General features: G+C 41.0%; 21 protein-coding genes. 6 read left to right on the forward strand and 15 right to left on the reverse strand.

The annotated features are described in order from the left end of the window. Positions 1 to 14: 14 nt before the first annotated feature. The 3 genes from ACSQ2E_RS15220 to ACSQ2E_RS15230 are packed head-to-tail and all read right to left on the reverse strand — an operon-like array spanning position 15 to position 1,875. On the reverse strand, positions 15 to 812 hold the full coding sequence (locus ACSQ2E_RS15220; RefSeq protein ID WP_435991848.1) for an NAD kinase: 798 nt from the start codon (positions 810 to 812) through the stop codon (positions 15 to 17). Positions 813 to 830: 18 nt separating this feature from the next. Then, positions 831 to 1,481, reverse strand: coding sequence for a GTP pyrophosphokinase (locus ACSQ2E_RS15225; protein ID WP_435991850.1), 651 nt, complete (start codon positions 1,479 to 1,481; stop codon positions 831 to 833). Positions 1,482 to 1,500: 19 nt separating this feature from the next. Further along, positions 1,501 to 1,875: a hypothetical protein gene (locus ACSQ2E_RS15230; RefSeq protein WP_435991852.1), complete on the reverse strand. Its 375-nt coding sequence runs from the start codon at positions 1,873 to 1,875 to the stop codon at positions 1,501 to 1,503. 128 nt (positions 1,876 to 2,003) lie between these two features. Between ACSQ2E_RS15230 and ACSQ2E_RS15235 the strand changes: the two genes are divergently transcribed. The 6 genes from ACSQ2E_RS15235 (at position 2,004) to ACSQ2E_RS15260 (ending at position 7,272) form a co-directional block, all read left to right on the forward strand. Next, positions 2,004 to 2,591 carry a CYTH domain-containing protein gene (locus tag ACSQ2E_RS15235; protein ID WP_435991854.1) on the forward strand — a complete coding sequence of 196 codons (588 nt, stop codon included), beginning with the start codon at positions 2,004 to 2,006 and terminating at the stop codon, positions 2,589 to 2,591. A gap of 47 nt (positions 2,592 to 2,638) precedes the next feature. Beyond that, positions 2,639 to 3,280, forward strand: coding sequence for a lytic transglycosylase domain-containing protein (locus ACSQ2E_RS15240; protein WP_435991856.1), 642 nt, complete (start codon positions 2,639 to 2,641; stop codon positions 3,278 to 3,280). 530 nt (positions 3,281 to 3,810) lie between these two features. After that, positions 3,811 to 5,013 carry an IS4 family transposase gene (locus ACSQ2E_RS15245; protein WP_435991858.1) on the forward strand — a complete coding sequence of 401 codons (1,203 nt, stop codon included), beginning with the start codon at positions 3,811 to 3,813 and terminating at the stop codon, positions 5,011 to 5,013. Positions 5,014 to 5,542: 529 nt separating this feature from the next. Then, positions 5,543 to 5,944 carry a globin gene (locus ACSQ2E_RS15250; protein ID WP_435991860.1) on the forward strand — a complete coding sequence of 134 codons (402 nt, stop codon included), beginning with the start codon at positions 5,543 to 5,545 and terminating at the stop codon, positions 5,942 to 5,944. Beyond that, the gene (locus ACSQ2E_RS15255) at positions 5,937 to 6,803 is read left to right on the forward strand and encodes a ClpXP adapter SpxH family protein (protein WP_435991862.1); all 867 of its coding nucleotides are present in this window, start codon (positions 5,937 to 5,939) and stop codon (positions 6,801 to 6,803) included. Before ACSQ2E_RS15250 ends, ACSQ2E_RS15255 begins: the two co-directional genes overlap by 8 nt. A gap of 280 nt (positions 6,804 to 7,083) precedes the next feature. Beyond that, the gene (locus ACSQ2E_RS15260; RefSeq protein ID WP_435991864.1) at positions 7,084 to 7,272 is read left to right on the forward strand and encodes a hypothetical protein; all 189 of its coding nucleotides are present in this window, start codon (positions 7,084 to 7,086) and stop codon (positions 7,270 to 7,272) included. A gap of 98 nt (positions 7,273 to 7,370) precedes the next feature. On the opposite strand, the gene pepF is transcribed toward ACSQ2E_RS15260, so the two are convergent. The 12 genes from pepF to ACSQ2E_RS15320 form a co-directional block, all read right to left on the reverse strand. Then, a complete protein-coding gene (gene pepF / locus ACSQ2E_RS15265; protein WP_435991866.1) occupies positions 7,371 to 9,194 on the reverse strand; it encodes an oligoendopeptidase F in 1,824 nt (607 codons plus the stop codon). Between the two features lie 88 nt (positions 9,195 to 9,282). Beyond that, on the reverse strand, positions 9,283 to 10,464 hold the full coding sequence (locus tag ACSQ2E_RS15270) for a competence protein CoiA (RefSeq protein WP_435991868.1): 1,182 nt from the start codon (positions 10,462 to 10,464) through the stop codon (positions 9,283 to 9,285). A gap of 90 nt (positions 10,465 to 10,554) precedes the next feature. After that, positions 10,555 to 12,060: a cardiolipin synthase gene (gene cls / locus ACSQ2E_RS15275; RefSeq protein WP_435991870.1), complete on the reverse strand. Its 1,506-nt coding sequence runs from the start codon at positions 12,058 to 12,060 to the stop codon at positions 10,555 to 10,557. 103 nt (positions 12,061 to 12,163) lie between these two features. After that, positions 12,164 to 12,835 carry an adaptor protein MecA gene (mecA, locus tag ACSQ2E_RS15280; protein ID WP_435991872.1) on the reverse strand — a complete coding sequence of 224 codons (672 nt, stop codon included), beginning with the start codon at positions 12,833 to 12,835 and terminating at the stop codon, positions 12,164 to 12,166. A gap of 334 nt (positions 12,836 to 13,169) precedes the next feature. Further along, positions 13,170 to 13,565: a transcriptional regulator SpxA gene (gene spxA / locus ACSQ2E_RS15285; RefSeq protein ID WP_032089161.1), complete on the reverse strand. Its 396-nt coding sequence runs from the start codon at positions 13,563 to 13,565 to the stop codon at positions 13,170 to 13,172. A gap of 297 nt (positions 13,566 to 13,862) precedes the next feature. Then, positions 13,863 to 14,435: a GNAT family N-acetyltransferase gene (locus ACSQ2E_RS15290; RefSeq protein WP_435991874.1), complete on the reverse strand. Its 573-nt coding sequence runs from the start codon at positions 14,433 to 14,435 to the stop codon at positions 13,863 to 13,865. Positions 14,436 to 14,732: 297 nt separating this feature from the next. Continuing rightward, positions 14,733 to 15,884: a putative glycoside hydrolase gene (locus tag ACSQ2E_RS15295; protein WP_435994568.1), complete on the reverse strand. Its 1,152-nt coding sequence runs from the start codon at positions 15,882 to 15,884 to the stop codon at positions 14,733 to 14,735. 262 nt (positions 15,885 to 16,146) lie between these two features. After that, entirely contained in the window at positions 16,147 to 17,082 is a 936-nt protein-coding gene (locus ACSQ2E_RS15300) for an ABC transporter ATP-binding protein (protein ID WP_435991876.1), read from the reverse strand. Beyond that, positions 17,082 to 18,152 (reverse strand): ABC transporter ATP-binding protein, encoded by a 1,071-nt coding sequence (locus tag ACSQ2E_RS15305; RefSeq protein ID WP_435991878.1) that lies wholly within the window; start codon positions 18,150 to 18,152, stop codon positions 17,082 to 17,084. The genes ACSQ2E_RS15300 and ACSQ2E_RS15305 overlap by 1 nt, the downstream gene beginning before the upstream one ends. Before the next feature lie 19 nt (positions 18,153 to 18,171). Then, on the reverse strand, positions 18,172 to 19,197 hold the full coding sequence (opp3C, locus tag ACSQ2E_RS15310; RefSeq protein WP_435991880.1) for an oligopeptide ABC transporter permease: 1,026 nt from the start codon (positions 19,195 to 19,197) through the stop codon (positions 18,172 to 18,174). Beyond that, a complete protein-coding gene (opp3b, locus tag ACSQ2E_RS15315) occupies positions 19,197 to 20,126 on the reverse strand; it encodes an oligopeptide ABC transporter permease (RefSeq protein WP_034763453.1) in 930 nt (309 codons plus the stop codon). The genes opp3C and opp3b overlap by 1 nt, the downstream gene beginning before the upstream one ends. Positions 20,127 to 20,299: 173 nt before the next feature. Next, the gene (locus ACSQ2E_RS15320) at positions 20,300 to 21,949 is read right to left on the reverse strand and encodes a peptide ABC transporter substrate-binding protein (RefSeq protein ID WP_435991883.1); all 1,650 of its coding nucleotides are present in this window, start codon (positions 21,947 to 21,949) and stop codon (positions 20,300 to 20,302) included. Positions 21,950 to 22,061 lie beyond the last annotated feature (112 nt).

Below are 22,061 nucleotides of genomic sequence, written 5' to 3' on the forward strand. Positions count from 1 at the left end.
TTTACCATTCCCCTTCATTCATCCGCTACAAATGAATCATGCACCCGTTTCCAGAACGGGAAAGGACGGAAGCGTGCGAAGCGAATTTTCTCATTTGCGACACGATATTGAATGCTTTTCACATCTTTATGAAGGAGGGATAGATGATCAATCGTCACCAGGAAATCCGGTCCATTCACAGGCTTCAGCATGCATGTATGATGTGCAGGTAATATGAGCGGGGATCCGATGGTACGGAATACCCGATTATTAATGGAAGCCATTTCAGCGAACTGGATGGCGGGTAAGGACGGATGAATGATCGCCCCTCCCAGTGCCTTATTATAGGCAGTACTGCCTGAAGGAGTGGACAGGCATAATCCGTCGCCCCTGAACCGTTCAAAATGCTGCCCCCGGATTTCCACATCCATCACCAGGGTCCCTTCGACACTTTTGACCGTTGATTCATTCAAGGCAAGATAACGGGTTTCTTTTCCACCATGCTGATAACGGATAATCGTTTCCAATAGTGGATATTCAATGATCTGATATGGTGTCTTGGCGATGGCAATGACAAGTTTCTCAATTTCTTCAGGCACCCAGTCTGCATAAAAGCCGAGGTGACCCGTATGTACACCGACGAATGCAGTCTTATCAAGCCTCGATCTATAGCGGTGAAAAGCATATAGAAGGGTGCCGTCCCCGCCGACTGAAATGACGATATCGGGTTGATCATCATCATAGATCAGGTTGAAATCCTGGAGATACGTTCTCATTTTATGCATCAGTGTATTGGACTTTGAATCACCTTTTGATGTAATAGCGAACTTCATTCATTTACCCCCTTCAAGTCACTGTTGTTTAGGTTCAGAGCCACGCTGGTCTTTTTCCTTTTTGTTTGTGAAAATGACCTGGGCTTCCTGGATTTCTTCACGGATCAAACTCATTTCTTCATCCAGCCTGAAGGCCGCTTCGGCAGCACTTTGCAGGCGATGACGGATCTGTTCAGGAATTTGTCCACTGTACTTATAATTCAACGAATGTTCGATCGTCGCCCAGAAATTCATCGAAAGCGTACGGATTTGGATTTCCACCAGGATGTTCTTTTCACCGTGAATCGTTTGTACCGGATAGTCGATGACGACATGATAAGAACGGTATCCGCTTTGTTTCTTATGGGTCACATAGTCTCTTTCTTCAATAATTGTAAAATCCTTGCGCACGCGGAGCTTTTCCACCACCACATGAATATCCTCTACAAATTGACACATCATTCTTAAACCTGCGATGTCCTGCAATTCTGTTCCAATATTGGATAGCTTGATTCCTTTTTGATTGGCTTTATCAAGGATACTCGCGATCGGTTTAACTCTGCCAGTCACGAATTCAATGGGGGAATGAGTGTTATGAAGTTCATATTCTCCCCTCATCCCCTTAAGCTTAATCTTTAATTCATCAATCGCCTGTTTGTAGGGAGCCAAAAATTGTTCCCAGTGATTCATTCCCCTCACCTCTAAACGCCTACTTTTCAAGAAATACGTTCTCTACCTTTTTAACCATTTCGTCACCGTAGTTCCCGTTTCCTTCTATATTATCTATAAGATAATCAAGTTCTTCTATGAATTGAACTAATTCCAGTGAATACTTTTCACTTTTAGCCACGACAGCCACTTTTTCCTTAAGAGCACTTTTTAATTCCGGCCAGATTGACTCTTCCAAATATAAGTATACATATTCCTCTTCATTTTCAGCTAAGTATACGAAAGCATAGCGATCGGAGTCTGCAATGATCTGACCTGCCGCCGTTGTACCTTTTAGGAGCTCAGACTGGTCCGTATGTAAGTGTAATGTTCCTTTTTCATATGTTGTGTGGTTAAATTGAATAATTTTCCTCATGCTTTTCTTCATCCTTCCATTAAACAATCAGTATCATTTTAACATAAGAAAACCATTTCATCTAAATATTGAAGTTCCCTTTTATTAAAGAGATAATAGAGGCAGTATGCAAGGAAAGGATGCTTGTGATGGCACAGGAAATTGAAATTGAATTTAAGAATCTCTTAACAGAAGATGAATTCACCCGCTTGATCTCACATTTTCATATAAATGAGGAAAATTTCATTTCTCAGGATAATCATTATTTCGATACACCGGATTATGAGTTAAAGGAGAAGCAGTCTGCTCTTCGGATCCGCGAGAAAAATGGGACGCATACGTTAACATTAAAGACCCCGTTAAAAGAAGATCTCCTGGAGACGAATCAACTCTTATCTAAAAATCAATCAGACTCACTTTTAAAAAAAGGTATATTTCCAGAAGGAGAAGTCAGAGATGTGCTGAATTCCCTTTCCATCTCTTATGAATCCCTGCAACACTTCGGAACACTCTCAACCAGCAGGGCGGAAATTCCTTATAGGGACGGACTGCTTGTCTTTGACCAAAGCTCTTACCTTCAAAAAGAAGATTATGAGCTCGAATATGAAGTGAAAGAACGTACATCAGGTGAAGCGATATTCTTAGAATTACTCGAACAGCATCAGATTCCAATTCGTCAGACAGATAATAAAATCAAACGTTTTTACTTGGAAAAATTAAAGCAGGACCGAACATGACCGATATAGAATAGGAATAAGCGTTTTATTAAAGGGGAGTCAAACATATGAATGTTCAACAGTTGAAAACGATGATGCAGCTTCAAGCCTTGAACAATCTGGGGTCAGTATCTTCTATCCAGGGTACAGCCGGTCAATCGAATGATTTGTTTCAACAATTATTAACTCAAGCCCTGCAACCAAGCCAACAAAATATAGATTTGAATCAAACACTTGGAGCCGTGAATGGAGCCCTTCTGTCCCGAGCCGCCATGTCGGCTCCTATAAACACCCACCCCCTTTCTGCTCTAAACAAGGCGAACAGTAATGCCCCTCATGAAATCGATGAAATCATCACCCGTGCAGCCGATCACTTCGGCATGCCAAAAAAATTGATTCAAGCCGTCATTAAACAAGAGTCCAATTTCAACCCGGATGCCGTCAGCCCTGCAGGCGCCACAGGATTGATGCAGCTCATGCCGAGCACCGCACGGGGGCTTGGGGTCAACAACATATTCGATGCCGAAGAGAATGTATTTGCCGGTACAAAATATCTAAAGCAAATGCTCGATAAGTACAATGGGGACATCCACCTTGCACTGGCAGCCTATAATGCAGGTCCCGGAAATGTGGATAAATACAACGGTATCCCACCGTTCAAAGAAACCACGTCCTATGTCAAAAAAGTAACGGATCGCTATTTCGCCTAACGATCCTGCCATCATTCATAAAGCTGGCCGCTCATTTCGTGGCCAGCTTTTTTATAGTCTCTTTTGTTAGTATTATCAGTATTCATTATTGCTAAAGTAGCAAGTGGTGGTTGATTTCCGCTGCAGGCGCTCGCTTTCCGCGGGGCTGGCGGTGAGCCTCCTCGGCTTCGCCTGCGGGGTCTCACCCACTGGCTTTGCACAACTTCTAAAAAAAGTAAATTCGTCTTTTTAATAAGTGGTCGTGTTAAAACATAGACCGTTCCTTTTCGCTCCAGGCACTTGCTTTCCGCGGGGAGGAAGTCGAGCCTCCTCGACGTTCCGTCTGCGGGGTCTCGACTTTTCCTCAATTCCCGCAGGAGTCAAGTGCCTTCCGCTACAATACACTCTGTGCGTCTATATTAGGACTGCTTAATGACATATAGACAAACACAAAAAAAGCTCCTATTGTAGATATGTTGAGCGTTTGTTCCCAAAAACAAACTATCTACAAAGGAGCACAAAATAACCTCATTATGATAGCTCGAAAATCAGTGATTAGTCAATGTTTATCGTTATTACCTACAAAGGATTTAGCTTGTCCTCTTCTAAATTACAATTTTAAAAAGCTTTCCATTGAACAGTTAGTCAAGGTTTTTGTGACGGCTCAATTGGATAATTGGAAATCGTATCCTGAATTTGACACTCAGATGCACGCAAATCAAAGTCTAATGAATGAGATTGGAATCAAAGGAATTAGTGGATCTCAACTAAGTAGAAGAATAAATGAATTAGATACCACCATTCTTCAAACCCTATTTTTCAACGTTCTAAATGAACTGAGGGCCTATACTCATTCACTTTCGGGTATTCCGAATATCGGAAAACTTCACATAGTTGATGCGACCCATATCAAGCTTTCCCCTGTGTTATCTGAATGGGCTTATGTCACTAAAGGGTGGAACGTCGTCAAAATGCACACCCGTTTAGTGGTGGCTTCACCGGATGTTCATTACCCAGACAAAATTGTCCCCTCAAACGGGAAAGCCTCGGATCATGAAGGGGGTGAATTCTTAATCGAATCGGATGATGCCACTTATGTGATGGACCGGGGATACATGGATAAAATCAGGATGAATCAATGGATCAAGGACAAGATTAAGTTTGTCATTCGATTAAAGAACGATATTCGGATTCAAGTAGAGGAAGAATATGAGATCCCAGAAGGGAATCGGGATCAGATCTTAAGAGATGCCAAAGTCATCTTAGGTGTAGAAAGAAAGATGGAGCCTGTACGATTGGTGGAATATAGAGATGAGAATGGAAACGTGTATAAAGTAGCGACCACAAGATGGGATTTAACACCAAGTGAAGTTGCAGACATCTACAAAAACCGATGGATCATTGAACTGTTTTTCAAATGGATCAAGCAATCCCTTCGGTTTGTAAACGTATGGAGCACCAAGCCGAAAGGCATATGGAACCAAATGTTTATCGCCATGATTGCCTATGTCCTTACCTTGATGGTGAAGTTGAAAACGCAATCTACTAAAAGCATGTTGGATATTCTTAGACATATTCGAATCTATTTCAATCGAACGTGGTCCGAATTCACGGCTGCCTTAGATTATAAGCCGAAAAAAACATCAAGAGGCAGGCAGAAAATCCCCGATAAACCTAAGATAGAAGTAGATTTTGGCACCCTCGCTCTAGTCGTCAAGACAAGAAAAAAGCAAGTCAAGAGAATGATAAAATAAACTAAATAACAAAAAATGGGAACAAATGAGCATCTTATTTGAGATTCTCTTTTTTGCCCCCACAGTAAAACTTAAATGGAAAATTTATACTTATATTGAAATTCATTTACAACTATGCAAAGCCAGTGGGTCTCACCTGTCCAGCGTTTCCCGCAGGAGTCGAGCACCTTCCGCTCCAATCAACTTTATGGGAATGAGGGGCAAATCAACCAGCATACACATCGATAAAACATCTTTTTGAACCGTGTGATAATAAGATCCATATTTATTAATGTTTTTACTAGTAAGCTCTGTCACGGTATCTCTTTAAGATGGTGAGGGAAACGGTGTAGATCACACAGATGGTCCAATCGAGCCTTATTGACTCTTCAGCCATAATTCCCACTATTTCATGGAATTTGGGGATAGAGTGAAAATAACAGGCTACACTAATTTAGGAATAATCAGTTGATGTAAGGCGATTTGTTTGAGATATGAAAGAATGCTTGCTAGAATAAACATACAATCTAAGGAAAAAGGAGTCATTCTTATGGTCGAGAAACCACAAATGCCTTATAATCTTATCGGCGAAAAGAAACTCTCCATGCTCGTTGAAGCCTTTTATAATAGAGTATCAAATCATCCCGAGTTAGCACCGATCTTTCCGGATGATTTAACCGAGACAGCTCGTAAACAGAAACAATTCCTAACTCAATATTTAGGTGGACCGGCTCTTTATACAGAAGAACACGGACACCCCATGCTGCGTGCAAGGCACCTCCCCTTTCCCATCACAGAGTCACGGGCTAAGGCTTGGTTAAGTTGTATGCATGAAGCAATGGATGAGGTCAACCTAGAGGGTCCTGTAAGGGATGACTTTTTTCACAGACTCGTATTAACCGCCCATCATATGGTAAATACTGAAACACCCAAGGGTTCTTCCATTGACTAGAACAAATAGCTGGCATCACCTTAAAGGGTGTGGGCGTGACAAGAAACCTCTGGAAATATATATGTTTGTTGACCCTCTTTGCCCGGAATGCTGGGCGCTTGAACCAATCCTAAAGAAATTGCACATTGAGTATGGACAATACTTCCGGATCCGCTATATTTTAAGCGGACAGCTCGCCTCCTTAGACCTTGCGACGAAAAGGAAGCAGGAAGATCTGGCACAGCAATGGGATAAAACAGCGAGTCGCTCCGGCATGTCCTGTGACGGGAGCCTGTGGATTGAGAATCCGATTGATTCACCCTATCTCGCTTCATTCGCCATTAAAGCGGCAGAACTTCAAGGAAAGCACTCGGGGATCCGCTTTTTACGTTTTTTACAAGAGCGGTTATTCCTTCAAAAGCAAGACATCTCCAATATCGAGGTACTGAAGGAGTGCGCACAGGCAGCCAAGCTTGATCTCACTGAATTCATGAACGATATCAACTCTTCTTCCGCTTCCAAAGCATTTCAATGTGATGTCAAGATCACGTCTGAAATGGAAGTTGAGGAAATTCCGACGCTTGTCTTCTTCAATGAGAATATTGAAGATGAGGGATTAAAGATTACAGGATTGTATTCCTATGAGGTATACGTACACATCATTGAAGAAATGCTTGCAACAAAGCCAGAAAAGCAGCCGTTGCCTCCTCTGGATGTATTCATGAAGTATTATCGGGTTGTCGCATCGAAGGAAATAGCGGTTGTGTACGATCTATCGGTAGAAGAGGTAGAGAGACAAATGAAGAAATGGACACTTCAGCAAAAAGTAAAAAAGCTCCCTGCAAAGCACGGAACCTTTTGGAAATATATCAGTCAATAATTATTTTAAAATAATTAAACATCCCTATAAACAAGAAAAGCCGATGTTGTTTCCAACATCGGTTTTTCAATACGAACAAAGGGGATGGGAGAAATTTTTCACGGTCAAACAAAGGGGTATATGTTTGCTTGTGATCAACTTCACACTGATAATATATCATGTATCCACTTGTATTGGCAAGTTGTTTGTATGGTATTTCACAATATTGTCAAAATCGAAACATGTTCTCCATTTCCCCTTCATATACATGGTTATAAGACAACTTACGGAGGGAATGGCTATGCTCGCAAAAATGAAATATGGAATCCTCCTTTTACTGATCGTAATCAGCTTCTTCATAAATATCCTTGGCCTTATGCACCTGGTACCTGTTTATATCACATCACCCATCCTCTTTCTCTCACTCCTCCTCTTCTTCCACTCCCTCGGAAACCGTAACCGCTTCAAGGGCTTCAAATCGATGAAATAAATGAGGGTCGGACCTATATGATCAAATATGCCAAATTAAAAACACCCCTCCTGAAGGTAACCCTTCAGGAGGGGTGTTTGGTTCCGTAGTGTTCTTTATTATTGCAACTTCTCAAGCAGTTCTTCCATTTCATTCAGCTTTTCTTCAAAGACTTTACAAGCATCTTCCACCGGTTTGGATGTTGTCACATCCACTCCTGCTTTCTTCAACACTTCAATCGGGTAATCGGAGCTTCCAGCTTTAAGGAAATCGATGTAGCGTTCCACTGCAGGCTCCCCTTCTTCAAGGATCTGTTGACTAAGGGCCGTTGCTGCCGAGAAGCCTGTTGCATATTGGTATACATAATAATTGTAATAGAAATGTGGAATACGGGCCCATTCCAGTCCAATCTCTTCATCAATCGAAATTTCTTCCCCGAAATATTTCTTATTCAGTTCATAATACTGTTTAGTTAAGAACTCTGAAGTCAAGGCCTCTCCTTCCTGGGCTTTCTTATGGATAAGATGCTCGAATTCAGCAAACATCGTCTGACGGAAAACAGTCCCTCTGAATCCTTCAAGATAATGATTCAACAGATACAACCTTTTCTTCTCATCATCGATCGTATTCAACAGGTAATCATTTAATAATGCTTCATTGCAAGTGGAAGCGACTTCTGCCACAAAGATGGAATAATGACCGTACGTGTATGGTTGGGAGCTGCGCGTATAGTAACTATGGACACTGTGACCGAATTCATGGGCAAGGGTGAATAGATTATTTACATTATCCTGCCAATTCATAAGGATATAAGGATTGGTGCCATATGCCCCTGATGAGTAGGCACCACTTCTCTTACCTTTATTTTCGACTACGTCCACCCAGCGATTTTCAAAGCCCATTTTCAGCACATTGGCATACTCCTCACCGAGTGGCTTTAATCCATCGAGGATCATGTTCTGTGCTTCGTCATAGCTTATATCCATTTTGACTTCCTTCACAAGTGGAGTATAGAGATCATACATATGAACCTCGTCCAGACCCAGCACTTTCTTCCGAAGCTTCACATAACGCTGAAGAAGATGAAGGTTTTTATTCACTGTATCAACAAGGTTATCATACACTTCTTCCGGAATATTGTTATTCGATAATGCCGCATGTCTCGCCGAATCGTAATGTCTGACGTTGGCGATGAAATTATCTTTCTTCACCGCTCCGCTTAATGTAGAGGCGAATGTGTTTTCAAATTTCCCGTACGTTTCATACACCTTTTTAAAGGCATCTTTCCGGACACGGCGATCACTGCTCTCCAGGAATCGGATAAAACGACCATGTGTAATATCCACTTCTTCCCCATTTTCATCTTTGATGCTCGGAAACTCAAGGTCCGCGTTATTCAGCATGCCGAATGTATTACTTGCAGCACTGAACACTTCAGATGCCTGGGCCAGCAGCGCTTCTTCTTCAGCGGAGAGAACATGTGGACGCTGAAGGTTGATTTCCTCTAAAGCGTGCTTATACTTCTTCAGTTCATCCTTCTCCTCAAGGAAACCATTCAGCTTCTCTTCGTCAATCGATAGAACTTCCGGCACCAAATAAGCAAACTTGCTTCCTAACTGGGTATAAAGACTTTTGGCACGGTCATCGAGACCCTGATAATAGGAATTGGTCGTATCCTGGTCATAGCGCATATGAGAATATGTATACACCTTCCCCATACGTTCCATTATTTCATCCTGGAAGGCAAATGCTTTATAAAGCTGATCTGCACTATCACCCAGTGTTCCCTTAAATTCGTCTGCTCTCATTGACATTCCTTTGATTTCTTTATATTCTTTCTCCCATGCTTCATCACTTTTGAAAATATCTTCCAATCTCCACGTTAACGTTTCATCTACCTCTTTTCTTCCAGGCAGACTTTTAATAGCTGTATCTTTTGACATATACATCCTCCATTCTGAAATCTACAGAAAATTCCTTATAGTTACATTCTCTCTCATCTACCAATTTCCTGCAACAATACAATCTTTGTTACAGCTTTTTTAATATATGCTTCCTTTTAGGAAAAAAAACATGCCTATGCTGTTCGAAGGCTGAAAAATGATCCGGGCAGCTCCAGGGTTCAGTGAGTTGAAAAGCATCATTTATTTTTCTGAGAACCTGCACCTCTTCAAGTAATCTTAAATACCCGCTTGCGATAATCTTTATCACTTCTTCGCTTTTTAGGAGAGGAAAGGAACGGAGCTCGATATGTCCTTTGATGAGTCTCCCATTTAACGCTTTGCACACACTCTCCACTGAGAAAAGACGGTCTTTTTTCAAACAATCTTTCCATACATAATATTGCCACTCTACTTCGTGATTTCTGATATGAATGCCATGGGGAATGACAGGAAGGCCGATATACAGGGGCAAATACAAAAACGTATCCCCTTCCTCGTACACTTCCCTTAAGAATACATCTGTTCTCGCCTTATTATAATGAATTTTATTGTATATCCACTTGGTTCTAAAATCGTTCCATTTAGATAAAGAGTAGGGAGGATGAACCGGTTCATTCGGAATGGAAGGAGGAAGTGTGAACTCAGAAACGGGGATGGTGATGGGCGCTCCACTCATAAATGCCGTACCTGATACCGGAAGGAGATGGGTGTATAGTTGAAAGATGCTTCTATCCGGGAGAAACTGAAGGAGAAAATAATCCAATGATGGAGAGTATCGGATAAAAGCTTGTTGGAAGGACGTTAGATTCAGGAGCTTTTTGGACTTAAGGGGCTGGGTCAGGATCCAGAAGGGGGTAATCCTCCGTCGATGATAACCTCGAGTGCGTTGCACTATATCTGAAATCGGTATGGTTGAACACTGAATCTCGATGGCAATCTCTGCTGTATCTGTTTTCACATAAATATCTGCGACTTGCTTAAGCTCTCTAATATAATGTTCGAGACTCACTTGATTATAGAGGGAGCTGATCCTGTCATATAAAAGCTGCTTACTTAAGAGATGTTGAGGAGTCTCACCCCTCATCAACTCGCAATCAGCGCGGGACCTATGGGCAAAATGGGGTATGTTGCGGCTACCGATTCTCATGGTCAGTATAGAAGAACAATGGGGACAGACAAATGAGACATCTTTCCTTCTTAACCCTCTCAATTCCTCCCTTGAATGATGGATTGTAGTAAATACTTGCTGGTTTAATAATGCTGTTAACATAGAACACCTCCTTCTGTTATCATTCGACATAAATCATGAAAATCCTGCATAAACAAAGCCCTCAAGCAAAAAACACTTGAAGGCTTCACTCTATAACAATGGAGACATCAGTCGGGAAGTGGATTCCAAGATCCTGTATCCCATATGTCGCTTCTGAAATTCTTCCAGCTGCAATTCTTCCGATTCCTCCAGGTCATGTAAATATTCTTTTACAATGGAGGAAGTGCTTTCTGTTTTATACAGAAATGCATTCACTTCAAAATTCAAGTGAAAACTTCTCATATCCATATTTGATGTTCCGATTGATGCCATTTCTTCATCTACAATCACGATTTTACTATGCATGAACCCTTTTTGATACTCGAATATGCGTGCCCCGGCTTCCAGAAGATCAGGAAAATAAGAGCGGGAGGCATGGAATACAATCCGTTTATCCGGTTTATGGGGAACCAGTAGTCTCACATCCACACCACTTAAAGCGGCAATCTTAAGAGCTGAGAAAATATCTTCATCCGGAACGAAATATGGAGAAGCTACCCACACACTCTTTTTCGCCGACGTGATCATCGAGAAGAATATATTCTTTAATACGCTCAATTCATTGTCAGGTCCCCCCGCAATCATCTGTACTCCACCGTCGTTCGCATTTTCAAGAGGATCAGGACTTAAATATCCAGGTGTTAAGAAGTCATCGTTCGTCATATAATACCAATCCTGCAGGAAGATCAGCTGTAAGGTCCGAACCGCTTCTCCCCTTACAAACAGGTGAGTGTCCCTCCAGAAACCGAAGTGAGGATTCTTTCCTAAATATTCATCACCAATATTAAGTCCTCCCACAAATCCGATACTCCCGTCGATTACAATGATTTTACGGTGATTCCGAAAGTTGAATTTGTTGTTCAGCACAGGGATCTTGACAGGGCCGAACGCAACCACTTCAACACCTGCACCTTTTAGATCATTTATGTAGTCCTTTGATAATTGCCAGGCCCCGACGGCATCGTAAAGGAAGCGTATTTTGACTCCATTATTAGCACGCTCAATTAGGATGTCCTTAATCTGATTTCCAATTTCATCATGACGTACAATATAATACTCCATATGAATATGATGCTTTGCCGTCTTTAACCACTTTAGAATTTCACCAAATGTTTCATTTCCATTAGTAAGGAGTTTTGTTTCACTTGAAAAAGATATGGCGCTGTTCCCGATTCTTTGCGCAAGCTGAAAATGCTTCTCTTGAAATAAACCAAACATATCAGCGTTTATTTCTTTAGGACCAGGTTCAAATTTATTATACGTTTCCTGATCCAATATGTACTTCTCCTTATACATCTTCTCTTTTCTGTAGTTACGGCCAAATAATAAGTAAAAAATGAAGCCCAAAAACGGGAATGCTCCTAATACGACGAGCCATGTCAGTGTTTGGGCTGGATGACGATTTTCAAAGAAAATGAGAAACCCAATGACAATGACCGAGAATGTAAAGACAATACTAAAATACTTCACCATGCCCGAAAGATATTGATCAAAATAAAAAATATAACTTAATGCCAGGACAGCAATAAACAAAAGGACTCTTACTGTATTCTTCATATATATGACACCTTCCACCGGCTTAATGTTTCAAAAATTAAAACCCTTATACAGAGAGTGGATATAAAAAATACCGATTTCTATATGAAACCGGTATTAATCCTTACGAAAAGTGTTCACTTAACGTCTCAAAGACATGGTCATGGATGACCACTTTGCCATACTCTTCAAGGCGATGAACGGTCATTCGTGACTCATCAGCATATTCAAGCAGTATACTCAACGTATTGTCGATATCTTCTTCAGAAAAGTGTTCTTCAGAAAATTTAACATAAATAAAATATCTATCTTCGAATGCAAGCAGCTTTGTTTCTAAATGCTCCATAGGCATGTCTTTCAATCGTTGGGATAGAGAGATCGCATCTTCGAAATCATTGAATTTCAACGTGAAGTCCAATGCTACTTCTGCTTCCCCATCCTGATCCTGTTTGATTTGGAAATGCTGATCGAGAAGATCCTCTATACGCTCATCGACAGGAAGTTCCTTGAGCTTATCCTCTGGAATGGGAAGCTCGAATCGCTGGCCATCCTTTGAGACCTGAGCTCTTGTTACAAGTACTTCAAGCCCTTTATCTAAAGCCTGAACTTGAATCCAAAGCGGTCCTTCAATTCCGAAATCTTCTTCCTGATGAACCTCATCCATCATTTCCCAGAAGAGCTCTTCACTCCGTTCGCGATTATACCAGATCTCCTCACGGTCAAATCCGCGATCTTCTATATCCCCGTAAGAAATATAGAATTTAACTGTATTTTCATTAATGCGCTCGATTTCCAATTAACACCTCTCCCTTCTTGCATGATGTTAGTGAAGGGACTACACCCTCTGAGCTCTTTCGCTCCATTGCTGGTGAAGATAGAAGATACATTTAGGTTAGTTTGTACCTTGTACTTCTATTTTATGATAAAACCTCAGTAAATGGAATTAAACTAACACCCATTTTTTCTCACAAATCCCTCTAGGTGTTTTTGACATTTTAGCGGATATTTGCAGAAAATTCAAGTGATAAAACTTATTCTAATATAAAAAGACTGACCCGAAAGGAGACGCAACGTTCCTTAAAGGGTCAGCCCCTTTTACTTATATATTCCCATACTTAGAAAAGGATACTTTAGTTTACCATTCTTTGAGCTTCGAGAAGTTGGAATGTCCGAACCTTTCTTGGAAGGAAACGTCTGATCTCATCTTCATTGTATCCGACCTGAAGACGCTTTTCATCCAGGATGATCGGACGTCTTAAAAGTCCGGGGTTTTTTTGAATCAATTCGAACAGCTCTTGAAGTGGTAAAGTTTCTAGGTCTACATTAAGCTTTTGAAATGTTTTAGAACGGGTTGAAATGATTTCATCTGTTCCATCCTCAGTCATACGAAGGATTTCTTTGATTTCATCAATGCTTAATGGCTCAGAAAATACGTTACGTTCGGTATATGGAATCTCATGCTCTTCTAACCAAGCTTTTGCCTTACGACAAGATGTACAACTAGGTGAAGTGAATAATGTAACCACGAATCATTCACACTCCCTTAAGGAATTTTTATAATATAGAGTATTTTATTTAAACGCCGTTAATTAAAATTAGTTTAAATAAGAAATCTCTATTATGTATTATACATGAATTACAGTCCCATGAACATAGTTTTAACTAATTTGTCAAATTTCCTATACAGAGGTTTAACATAGCTAAATATTCTGTTTCTATTAAGGGTTTACCCGGTACAACATGATCCTAAACATGATATTGAACATTTCCATTTTTTCATTTAGAAAACCTTATTGCGAATAGGCAATAAGGTTTTTCTTGGTTTAAAGATCTTTTAATACATCCCCATCACGTTCTTCATCTTTCTTAAGAACTTCTTCGACGGGTTGATAAGATGCACCATAAAATTTATGGTCATTGTAGGTATGAATGAGCTCGTATGTTTTTTTCATGGATTCGAAGATAAGATCTTCAGATTCATGTCGGGGAGCCCAATATAGGATTTCCATTTCATTTATTTCGTTTGTGGCGAGTGAACGGCGGGCATATCCAATGCTGACGGCGTGTTCGAAGCCTTCACGCTTGTAGAATTTCAACCGTTTCTCTGTGTCAGTGTCATCGTAGTTCACCGGTTCGACTTCCAAAATGATCGCTTTCTTCTTTTCTTTTAACTGATCGAGTAATTTATGGCCCAGACCTTGTCCACGGGCATCCTTTGAGACAAAGAGATAATCGATAAAGATAAAGTCTTCAAGTTCGACGTACATGAGTACATGGTGGGGCCCTTCATCTTTGTGATAGATGTCGCTTCTTTCTTTTAACAGAGATTCAAGATGTTCTTTTGATTTCATTTCCTCTACAGGGAAATATTGATTTAATTTTTCATACCAGTGCATGGATCTACTCCTTTGATTGAATTTTTAAGAGACATTGACTAACGTGATACCATTATCATTCTCAGAAAAAAATAGGTTTATGTTAGATGTTAGTCTTATCCGTGGGATAATCGTACGGAATCACAGGCTGTACGCCTATGAAGAGGGTAATGTGGTTGAAAGCGGTTAATCTTACCAATACTTTAATGATAACAATATTTGAACTCTTTTTCAAATGGAAAGCAATGCTTCGGTCCCGGATTCTCCTTAAACGAGAAAAAAGACTGACCTGCATGGTTCTGAGGTCAGTCTCTTCTATTAAGGAGTGTAGTCAACACCTTCAGTATAGGAATTACCTGCATCCCACAGAAGGAATTCATTGATTCCTTGATCATTCAACGCTTTGATCTGCGCCTCTACTTCTGCTTTTCCATAAGGTTTATAGTTTCCGCTGCCAAGCCAGGAGGCGGTGAAATCCTGAAGCCATGGCCTTGAGATCGGCTTATTTTTCAGGTCAGCTATTTTCGCTTTTTCTACCTTGGAGTATTCCGTTACCAGTTCGTACGGCTGTAGATCCGGTTTTGCAATTCCGAAATAAGGTGTCCAATGACTTGGATAAATCATGGATGAAATGACATCCACATTCTCAGATATCTTCGAGAAATTCTGGCCGATACCAGGTGCCTCCGGAAGAGTTGCCGTATACCCGAAAATATCAACGGATACTTTCACTCCATATGGTTCCAGCTTTTTATGAGCATATTCCACAAAATCAGTAACGGCATGTACACGTTTCTGTACATTATCACTGTCTTCCTTCGCATACTCCCCTCCATTATAAGTGAGTTCATCATCACGCTTCTCGAATCCTTCAGGGAATCGGACGTAATCGAACTGGATTTCCTGGAAGCCCATTTTTGCTGCTTCAATGGCGATGCCTACATTATAATCCCATACTTCTTTGAGGAATGGGTTGACGAAGGAGTCCCCTCCTCCATTTGACCATACCTTATCTCCGTCTTTAAATGATAAGTCAGGCCGCTGATTCGCGAGCACCGTATCCTTAAAAACAACGACACGTGCAATCGGATAGATTTTCTTTTCTTCTAAAGTCTTTAACATCGCTTTGGGATCTTTGATATATGGCTGACCCACTTTAGCATACGGGGAAGACTCTTCCGGTTCATATGTTACATTCCCTACGTCATCTTTAATATCAATGACCATGGCATTCAAATCTGTATTATCCATTAATTTCGTAAGAGTATCAAATCGGGCTCCGCCAGCTGAATGTGCCGTGACATATACCCCTCTTACCGCATCCGGATACTCGAAGTTTAGTCCGGAATCATAGACAAATCGTGGCATTGGGCTTGTAATCTCTTTTTTACTCATTGAAAAAGCTCTCTTCTCATGTTTTACCGGACCATCTTCAGCTGCACTTGCTGACTGGAAGGGCAAGATGCACATTGTGACTACACATAAAGATGTCGCTACCTTACTCCATTTCAAAATGAACCTCTCCTCTATTAAGTATGCTATCTAGTAAATTATGTAACTCCTTATCCTATTCTAACAAGGAAATTACTTGAAAGAAAAGGGTTATTCCACCTAGTCTGTCGAAATTTCCAAGGAAATGAATATTCTTCAATATATAGTATGAATCATCTTAAGAATTAGACTTTATCAACGGAAAAAGCTCCCCTCATTGAAGGGAGCTTTTGTTATCCTCTTAGCTTTTGTATGATGCTTGATATTGTGCAAATTCTTTCTCGGAACAGTAAACGAAATGTCCCGGGACCACTTCACGCATTTCAAGATTGTCATCCTCTGTATAGTTATGAACAGAAGGATTGTACTCTTTTCTCCTGCGGGTGCGCTCATACTCTGGATCCGGTAACGGGATCGCTGATAGAAGCGATTGAGTATAAGGATGAAGCGGATTTTTGTACAGGGCGTCACTTGTTGTCAACTCTACAAGCTTCCCATAATACATAACACCAATCCGGTCACTGATATACTTCACCATGGAAAGGTCATGGGCGATGAAAAGATAAGTTAATCCTTTTTCCTTTTGAAGCTCCTGCATCAGATTGACGACCTGCGCCTGAATCGAAACGTCAAGGGCTGAAATCGGCTCATCGGCAATGATGAAATCAGGATCTACAGCAAGCGCACGGGCGATCCCGATACGCTGACGTTGTCCCCCTGAGAACTCATGAGGATAACGTCCGGCATGTTCCTTGTTAAGTCCCACTGTTTCAAGGAGCTCATGAACTTTCTTCAGGCGTTCTTCCTTAGAAGTAGCTAATCCATGAATGTCAATGCCTTCAGCAATGATATCCGCTACCTTCATACGGGGATTTAGACTCGCATAAGGATCCTGGAAGATCATTTGCATTTTACGATTGAATTTCTTTAATTGAGAGCGTGACTTCTTCCCGTGAACATCCTCACCGTTAAAAAGAACCTGCCCGTCTGTTGCATCATAAAGACGGATGATCGTACGGCCTGTCGTTGATTTTCCACAACCGGATTCTCCAACAAGTCCAAGGGTTTCCCCTTTGTAAATATCAAAGCTGATATCATCTACCGCTTTAACCATATTCGGTTTTCCCGGATTAAAGTACTGCTTTAAATTTTTAATTTCAAGTAACTTTTCTGCCATTATGAACGAACCCCCTCAACAAGTACCGGCTCTCTATAATTTGAAGGCATTAGTCTCTGCCTAACTTTCACTGCTTCTGGCGGCTCTACTTGTGGAGCGCTTGGATGTAATAACCATGATTTCACGTAGTGAGTGTCTGATACTTGATAATATGGCGGTTCCTGTTCAAAATCCACTTTCAATGCATATTCACTTCGGAGAGCGAATGCATCCCCTTTTGGAGGATTCAGTAAATCAGGCGGAGTACCAGGAATCGCTACAAGCTCCTGTTCACCTTCCGTGTCGGTTGTCGGCATCGAACCGATTAATCCCCATGTATACGGGTGACGAGGGTCGTAGAAAATCTCATCGACCGTTCCCGTTTCTACAATCTGACCACCATACATGACCGCTACACGATCCGCAACGTTCGCCACCACTCCAAGATCATGGGTGATGAAAATGATGGATGTTTCAATTTTATTTTGAAGGTCCTTCATTAGCTCAAGGATCTGTGCCTGAATCGTAACGTCCAATGCTGTTGTCGGTTCATCGGCAATAAGGATTTTAGGATTACATGCAAGAGCGATGGCGATGACGACACGCTGACGCTGTCCACCTGAAAACTGATGCGGATATTGCTTAAAGCGGGTTTCAGGGCTAGGAAGACCAACCAGCTTCAATAATTCAATCGCGCGTTTCTTTGCGTCATTTTTATTCATGTTTTGATGCTTTACAAGTGGTTCCATAATCTGTTTCCCGATTGTCATCGTTGGATTTAAAGAAGTCATCGGATCCTGGAAGATCATCGAGATATCTTTACCACGGATTTTTTGCATATCTTTTTCGGGAAGCTTCGCTAAATCTTTCCCTTCAAAGTGGATCTCCCCGCCTTTAATGAATCCCGGCGGGTTTGGAATCAATCTCATAAGGGCTTTCGTCGTTACAGACTTACCTGAACCCGACTCCCCTACAATCGCTAATGTTTCACCTTTATCTAAATGGAAATCTACACCGCGGACAGCCTGTACTTCTCCACCATGCGTATTGAAGGAGACGTGTAGATCTTTCACTTCTAAAATTTTCGACATATTCATAATCTCCCTTCCATTACTTACGCATTTTCGGATCTAGTGCATCACGCAGTCCATCGGCCATTAAGTTGAAGCTTAGAATGACTAATGAAATAACAGCTGACGGTACTAGCATCATATGTGGATATGACTGGATAGATCTGTATCCTTCATTAACCAATGATCCCAGAGACGCTTTAGGTGGAGCAATCCCTAACCCGATAAAGCTTAAGAATGCTTCTGTGTATATTGCAGCAGGAACCGTGAACATTGTCGTAATGATGACAGGTCCCATTACGTTCGGTAGCAGGTGTTTGAAGATCAAACGATTACTGCTTGCCCCTAAGGTACGTGATGCAAGGACGAATTCCTGATTCTTTAATTGAAGAACTTGACCACGGACAATCCTTGCCATACCGGTCCAACCGGTTATGACCATCGCCATCGTAATCGAAAAAATACCAGGTTCAAATATCAGGATGAAAAGGATGACAACAATCAGATTAGGAATCCCTACCAAAATTTCTATGATTCGCTGCATAATGTCGTCGACTCTTCCGCCGTAGTAAGCAGAAATCCCCCCGTATGAAATTCCGATAAGGAAATCAATTATTGCGGCTAGTATACCGATGTATAAAGATACCCGTGTTCCATTCCAAGTACGTGTCCATAGGTCACGACCCAGGTCATCTGTACCAAACCAATAATTCTCTTTGATTTGTCTAGATTCATATACATCAAAACCGTCAGCATCTTTACCGTCAAACGGCAGCCAGCTGATTCCTGAAAGCGCTTCGATTTTAGGAGGCAGCTTAGCGTGGCGAATATTTTGATCACTGAATTTGTATTCGTTCATTCCCGGTCCGAATATGGCAAAGAATACAATGATCAAAGTTATTATCATACCAAGCAGGGCACCTTTATTTTTCCGTAAGCGAATCCAGGCATCTTGCCAAAAGTTAAGACTCGGTCTTGAAATCACCTCTGATGCATCTCCACTTGCCTGCTGGGGTTGAAAGAGGTCTGGACTAAGTTGCTCTAGTTTCTTTTTGTTTGCTTCCATTATTTCTTCCCTCCAGCTAAGCGAATACGCGGGTCAATGATTCCATATAGGATATCTACCAAGAAAATAACACCGATGAATAAAGCACTAAAGAAAAGGGTAATACCCATAATAACCGTGTAATCATTAGTGTTGATTGATAATACGAATTGTTCCCCTAATCCAGGAACCGCAAAAATCCGTTCAACAACTAGTGATCCAGTCATAACTGCTACTGTCATTGGCCCAAGAATAGTAACAATAGGAATCATGGCATTTCTAACTCCGTGCTTCACAATGGTACCTGTCTTTGAAATACCTTTGGCAGTTGCAAGTAAAATATAATCAGAGTTTAGTATCTCTAACATTTCTGTTCTCATAAAACGTGCAATAGTAGCTACTACACCGACTGTAAGTGCTAGTGTAGGAAGAATGGTATGCTTATACTCGCCCCAAAGTGCTACAGGGAGCCATTCGAGTTTGACCCCTACATAGTATTGTAATAGTGCTGCAAATACAAAGGACGGAATCGATATTCCCAATACGGCCATGAAAGTAGATCCATAATCTAACCATGTATTGTGTTTAATTGCAGCAATAATACCGACTAACAGTCCTATAAACGTTCCTAATACCATGGCTTGAAATCCTAAAAGTGAGGAAGGACCAATACGACTGCCAAGAATCTGTGTTACCGGGCGATTATCATATTGGAAGGACAACCCTAAATCTCCTTTTGCCAACCCAACCATATAGTTGATATATTGTTCCGGCAGCGGGTCGTTGAGACCGTATTTATCCAGGATGATTTGTTGTTGTTCCGGAGACAGCCTTTCTGTGTTTTGCAGTGGAGATCCAGGCAGGAGCTTCATCAGAAAGAAAGTGGCGGTTGCAATGATAAGCAAAGTGATGATCATATAGACGATACGTTGAATAGTATATCTGACCATTCTTTAGCCCCCCTTTATTTATCTTATTTTTTCTACATTTTCAATTATAGCTATTTTCGACAAATTTTCAATGTATTTTTACTTTTTTGATAATTATCGACATTCACTGGAAAAGGAGAGCATATGCTCATGCATACGCTCTCCCTTTAAAGGTGTGTCTACTGAGTTAATACTTACTCAATTGAAGCCCATTTGTATGAATAATCTGCACCAAATGAATGACGTAGAACATTCTTAACATACGGACGTTCTAGATAAGAAACGCCTTTTTGATACATTGGACTGATCGCTTGATCATCAAACAGGATCTTTTCTGCGTCAACCATTGCTTGCCAGCGTGCATCTAAATCGTCAAGAAGTTCACCTTTAGCTTGTTCAATTTTCTTGTCATATTCAGGATTCGAGTAACCCATTTGGTTATGAGCTCCGTCAGTCACGAACATGTCAACGAAAGTCATCGGATCTGGATAGTCAGGACCCCAACCAGCGAATGAGAAGTCGTATTGACCTTTCGTTTCTAACTCAAGCTTTTGCTTGAATGGTTGAGCTTTGATACTTACCGTTAATCCTTCTAGGTTTTGCTCAAGTTGTTCTTTTAAGAACTCACCGATTTTCTTAGAGCTGTCAGAGTCATAGTTTAATAGTTCTAATTCAATAGAATCTTTACCTAACTCTTCTTTTGCCTTAGCCCAGTAATCTGCAGCTTTCTTAGCGTCGAATCCACCGAAATCGCCAACCGCTTCACGGTATTCAGTTCCGTCAGGACCTGTTACGAAATCTTTTGGTACTAAGTAGTACGCAGGGATCGATCCGTTATTAAGAAGTACGTCAACCATACCTTGCTTGTCATAAGCAGCATCGATTGCTTTACGAGCGTTAACGTTTTTCAATACTTCATTACCTTGGTTTAAACGTAAGAAGTATACAGACGTAGCAGCTCTTGTTTTGAAGTTTTCATCTGATTTGTACTTGTCAACGAATTCAGCTGAAAGACCAGCGATATCCGCTTTGTTTGTTTCATAAAGGTTAACACCAGTAGCAGTATCTTTAACGATGTTGAAGTTAACTTCTTTCAACTTCACATTTTCTGCATCCCAGTAACCGTCATTTTTAGATAGTTTGAAACTTTGCTCATGCTTCCACTCAGAAAGTGTGAATGGTCCGTTATAAACAACCGTGTCAGCTTCAAGACCGAATTTGTCGCCTTGCTCTTCCACGAATTTTTGATTTTGAGGATAGAATGTTGCGAAAGAAAGAAGAGCTTTGAAATATGGTACCGGAGTTTCAAGCTGTACTTCTAACGTTTTGTCATCTGTTGCTTTAACACCTAATTCTTCAACTGGTACGTCACCATTGTTTACTTTAGCAGCGTTTTTGATATCGTACATGATGTACGCATACTCTGCACCAGTATCCGGGTTTAAAGCTTTTTGCCAAGCGTAAACGAAATCGTTAGCCGTAACGGGATCTCCGTTTGACCATTTCGCATCGCGGATCTTGAACGTGTATGTTTTACCGTCTTCACTGATTTTTGGCTCTTCAGCAGCCATACCAAGAACTGCCTCGTCATTTTCACCTAAACGGTAAAGACCTTCTAAGACGTTGTTCATGACGTTGAATGAAACTGCGTCAGTTGCCAAAGTAGAGTCCATTGATGGGATCTCAGCACTCTCAAGTAAGTTAAGTACTTGTTCTTTCTTTTCGTCAGAACCGCCTGCACCTGATCCTTCTTCACTGTCAGTCTTCTTGTCGCCGCCACAAGCAGCTAGGAAAGTACTGAGAGCCAGAAGAAGAACCAGCAAGAATGAAAACTTTTTCTTCATCTTGAAATTGACCTCCTCGTAAATCTCATATTTATTTATCTTCTAATTTTCAGAAGATTTGTTACTTATTATACATGATAGAGAAATTATTGCAATATGAATTTAACAGTTT

It is taken from the genome of Rossellomorea sp. LjRoot5 (assembly GCF_964253455.1).
GTDB lineage: Bacteria > Bacillota > Bacilli > Bacillales > Bacillaceae_B > Rossellomorea.

Excerpts from the sequence above, each read along its gene's own strand:
- ACSQ2E_RS15260 (WP_435991864.1), top strand. The coding sequence starts at position 7,084 with ATGCTCGCAAAAATGAAATATGGAATCCTCCTTTTACTGATCGTAATC.
- ACSQ2E_RS15305 (WP_435991878.1), bottom strand. The coding sequence starts at position 18,152 with ATGTCGAAAATTTTAGAAGTGAAAGATCTACACGTCTCCTTCAATACG.
- cls (WP_435991870.1), bottom strand. The coding sequence starts at position 12,060 with ATGAAGAATACAGTAAGAGTCCTTTTGTTTATTGCTGTCCTGGCATTA.
- ACSQ2E_RS15300 (WP_435991876.1), bottom strand. The coding sequence starts at position 17,082 with ATGGCAGAAAAGTTACTTGAAATTAAAAATTTAAAGCAGTACTTTAAT.
- ACSQ2E_RS15240 (WP_435991856.1), top strand. The coding sequence starts at position 2,639 with ATGAATGTTCAACAGTTGAAAACGATGATGCAGCTTCAAGCCTTGAAC.
- ACSQ2E_RS15295 (WP_435994568.1), bottom strand. The coding sequence starts at position 15,884 with ATGTGCATCTTGCCCTTCCAGTCAGCAAGTGCAGCTGAAGATGGTCCG.
- pepF (WP_435991866.1), bottom strand. The coding sequence starts at position 9,194 with ATGTCAAAAGATACAGCTATTAAAAGTCTGCCTGGAAGAAAAGAGGTA.
- opp3b (WP_034763453.1), bottom strand. The coding sequence starts at position 20,126 with ATGGTCAGATATACTATTCAACGTATCGTCTATATGATCATCACTTTG.
- ACSQ2E_RS15230 (WP_435991852.1), bottom strand. The coding sequence starts at position 1,875 with ATGAGGAAAATTATTCAATTTAACCACACAACATATGAAAAAGGAACA.
- ACSQ2E_RS15320 (WP_435991883.1), bottom strand. The coding sequence starts at position 21,949 with ATGAAGAAAAAGTTTTCATTCTTGCTGGTTCTTCTTCTGGCTCTCAGT.
- opp3C (WP_435991880.1), bottom strand. The coding sequence starts at position 19,197 with ATGGAAGCAAACAAAAAGAAACTAGAGCAACTTAGTCCAGACCTCTTT.
- ACSQ2E_RS15235 (WP_435991854.1), top strand. The coding sequence starts at position 2,004 with ATGGCACAGGAAATTGAAATTGAATTTAAGAATCTCTTAACAGAAGAT.
- ACSQ2E_RS15220 (WP_435991848.1), bottom strand. The coding sequence starts at position 812 with ATGAAGTTCGCTATTACATCAAAAGGTGATTCAAAGTCCAATACACTG.
- ACSQ2E_RS15225 (WP_435991850.1), bottom strand. The coding sequence starts at position 1,481 with ATGAATCACTGGGAACAATTTTTGGCTCCCTACAAACAGGCGATTGAT.
- ACSQ2E_RS15290 (WP_435991874.1), bottom strand. The coding sequence starts at position 14,435 with ATGCACTGGTATGAAAAATTAAATCAATATTTCCCTGTAGAGGAAATG.
- ACSQ2E_RS15250 (WP_435991860.1), top strand. The coding sequence starts at position 5,543 with ATGGTCGAGAAACCACAAATGCCTTATAATCTTATCGGCGAAAAGAAA.
- ACSQ2E_RS15270 (WP_435991868.1), bottom strand. The coding sequence starts at position 10,464 with ATGTTAACAGCATTATTAAACCAGCAAGTATTTACTACAATCCATCAT.